The organism is Bacillus sp. PPSBB_11 (genome assembly GCF_038023285.1).
Lineage (GTDB): Bacteria > Bacillota > Bacilli > Bacillales > Bacillaceae > Bacillus > Bacillus altitudinis.
The window spans coordinates 804,723-807,399 of the sequence record NZ_CP150633.1 but is presented as its reverse complement, the minus strand read 5'-3'; the positions used below and the strand labels follow the sequence as shown (position 1 = coordinate 807,399).

The 2,677-nt window shown below is 51.3% G+C and carries 4 protein-coding genes; all 4 read left to right on the top strand.

Annotated features, from left to right (window positions below; translation table 11 throughout):
- A partial coding sequence (thyX, locus tag V7L95_RS04085) for an FAD-dependent thymidylate synthase (protein WP_340968146.1) occupies positions 1–776 on the top strand: 776 nt, incomplete at its 5' end.
- The gene (locus tag V7L95_RS04080) at positions 776–1,285 is read left to right on the top strand and encodes a 3D domain-containing protein (RefSeq protein WP_340968145.1); all 510 of its coding nucleotides are present in this window, start codon (positions 776–778) and stop codon (positions 1,283–1,285) included. The genes thyX and V7L95_RS04080, both read left to right, overlap by 1 nt.
- Before the next feature lie 14 nt (positions 1,286–1,299).
- Complete coding sequence (locus V7L95_RS04075; RefSeq protein ID WP_340968144.1) at positions 1,300–2,025, top strand: hypothetical protein; 726 nt, start codon at positions 1,300–1,302, stop codon at positions 2,023–2,025.
- The gene (locus V7L95_RS04070; RefSeq protein ID WP_340968142.1) at positions 2,022–2,576 is read left to right on the top strand and encodes a dephospho-CoA kinase; all 555 of its coding nucleotides are present in this window, start codon (positions 2,022–2,024) and stop codon (positions 2,574–2,576) included. Before V7L95_RS04075 ends, V7L95_RS04070 begins: the two co-directional genes overlap by 4 nt.
- The last annotated feature ends 101 nt before the right edge of the window (positions 2,577–2,677 follow it).

The following is a 2,677-nucleotide window of genomic DNA, read 5'->3' as shown; positions in this document are numbered from 1 at the left end:
TGGCCTATACGCAGCTAAGTGATTATTTTCATAAAGATTCCGATTCGTCTTACGAAGGGTCAGAAAACGCAACAGACTGTCAAGTTATTGCTTTGTCAGCCATTAGGAATTGTTATTCCTCGAACAAGCCGTCCGAAATCGTAGCCAAAGAAGGCGCCAAGTATTTCGGCAACAGCGCATCAGATGGCGGCTCAGGTACGGATGCCGACCGACTATTCCGACAGATTGTCGCATCTAAACACACGTCGACCCTCGAGCACCTGACGTTCACCTTTGCGATCGAAGGCGTCAGCCGCGCATTATTAGCGCAGTTAACACGACACCGCGCCGGCTTTAGCTTCAGCGTCCAATCACAACGTTATGTAAAGATGGGCAGCGGAAATAAATCGGGCGGATTCGATTATGTCGTGCCGGAAAAGGTTAGCCGTTCAACTAGAGAAACACCATTCTACAACGTTGCTGAATCGAGAGTAACCGGTCATACAGCGGAGGAATTATTCGAAACGGCTATGACAACGGCGCAGGAATGTTATGACGCTTTGAGAGACGCAGGTGTTCCAGCCGAAGATTGCCGCGCCGTCCTACCGCAAGCAGCGGCTACTAATCTCGTAATGACCGTCAACCTACGCGCCCTACTAGACTTCTACGCTAAGAGACGGAAGGGCAACGGCGCACAGGCGGAAATAGCCGACCTAGCCGAAGCACTCCGCCGTGAGGTAATCGAAGTCGAGCCGTGGACGGCGCAGTTTTTCGAGGGGGTGTCTGCATCGGAATAATGACGACTATGACGCTTGCGTGCGGCTTATTATGTGCGCAGCAACCAGCGCCGGAAAAGCCGGCGCCTATTTTAACGGCTGATCAAGCGGCTTTACAGCGAGCTAACCAACGCATCAAGACGTTAGAGGACGAAGTAAAGGCGCTTAGAAAGACGAAGGTTAAGACGACGAAGCACGGAGTCAAACGCAAGCAGAAAGCGCCAAAACTAGCGCAAACATACGAAGTGACTGCGTACACAAACGGTGCCGAGTCAACCGGGAAGTCAGCCGGCGACCCTGACTACGGCATAACGGCAAGCGGCGTACGCACCAAAACGGGCCATACGATTGCCTGCCCGCCGTCAATGGCGTTCGGGACTAGGCTGAACATCGAGGGCATCGGCGTCAGGACTTGCGAGGACCGAGGGGGCGCAATTACGGAAGGACATATCGATCTATACGTTGCGGGCGTGGCTGAGGCGCAGGCATTCGGACGAAAGCGGCTAAAGGCGGAAATCATTACGAAATAGGGAGGCGGTTGTAAATGATGCACGTATTAAAGGACGAAAAACTCGGCGTTGATCGCGAATATGTTGCGGTGGATAGGAATGCAGAAGTTGGCGAGAAGATCGTAATTGTTGAGAAGAGCGATCGTCAAGATCCGTATAATGAAGGCGATGTTTTTACGGTAGATGTTCTTTCGGAATCGGATGATTGTGTACGAAGTGTTGCGGCCATTTCAAATTACAGCGAGAAGGGAACAATATTTCATACGGAATACCACGTACTCGAACCGACCGACATCGTCCACATTGACGGTGAGCGCTACCGTTTAGAGGAACGTAAGGCGGAAGTAGGCGAAAAGATTATCGTAACTGAAAGCCGTGGTATTCCGTTGGGTCTTATCAGTACTGTGAAAAAAATTGATATCAAATATGACGATGGTTCCTCATATTTGGAAAACGATTTGGGTAGAGAAGATTATTTCGACGGGGATAGAGACCGGCTTCTCGTCCTCACCCCGGTTCAAGGCGCTGCCGAGGCGCAAGAATCAGACGTCATCACCGTCCTTGCCAATCTAGGCGCCGAGGTGTCGGAATTAAAACGCACCGTAGCCCGCCATCAATCGGAAATCAACGCCCTCCACGAAGATAAAGTGCGCCTCGGCGAACAGCTCGCAAAGGTGGCGGCAGATGACCCGAAAGCCTTGGCGATTACTACGGATGAACTTGCGCAGATAATCGTAAGCCTATCGAGGGCCGGCCTATGAAACTCGCAATCGCGGGTAAACTAGGCGCAGGTAAAGACGTAGCCGTCGATTATCTTGTCGCAATGTACGAATTCTTTCCGTTTACGTTTTCCGCAAAAGGTAAGTCGGTTTTTGGCGAACTGTTTCCGGAATTGGATGGCGACGCAAAACAGCGCCAACCTATGCGTGATTTCATCGAGGGGATTAAAAAGCTGCCGATTCCTGGCGCTGAATACGTTTGGATCAACGTTGTATTCCGACGCATCAAGGAACACGAAAAGTTGCGTTGTTGTCGACCTAGCAACCTATTAATCACGGATATGCGAATGCCGGCCGAATACGAGCGAGCGAAGGCGGAGGGATTTACAATATTACGCATTACTGCTCCGTATGAAAAACGTTTTGATCGCGCCAAAAGACGAGGCGACAGATTCAAGGCGGACGACTTAAACCATCCGACAGAAACGGCGCTCGATGGATTCGAGGTCGACTATGAGATCGTAAATGACGGATCTCTTGACGACCTATATGCGCGACTGGACGAAATTATGACGAAGGAGGGCGTTAAATGACGGAATTTAACTTAACACCGCAACAACCGGCGAACGGACTCACGGTACTAGAACTATTCTGCGGAGGGGGCCTTGGCGCAGTCGGCTTCGAGGCGGCCGGC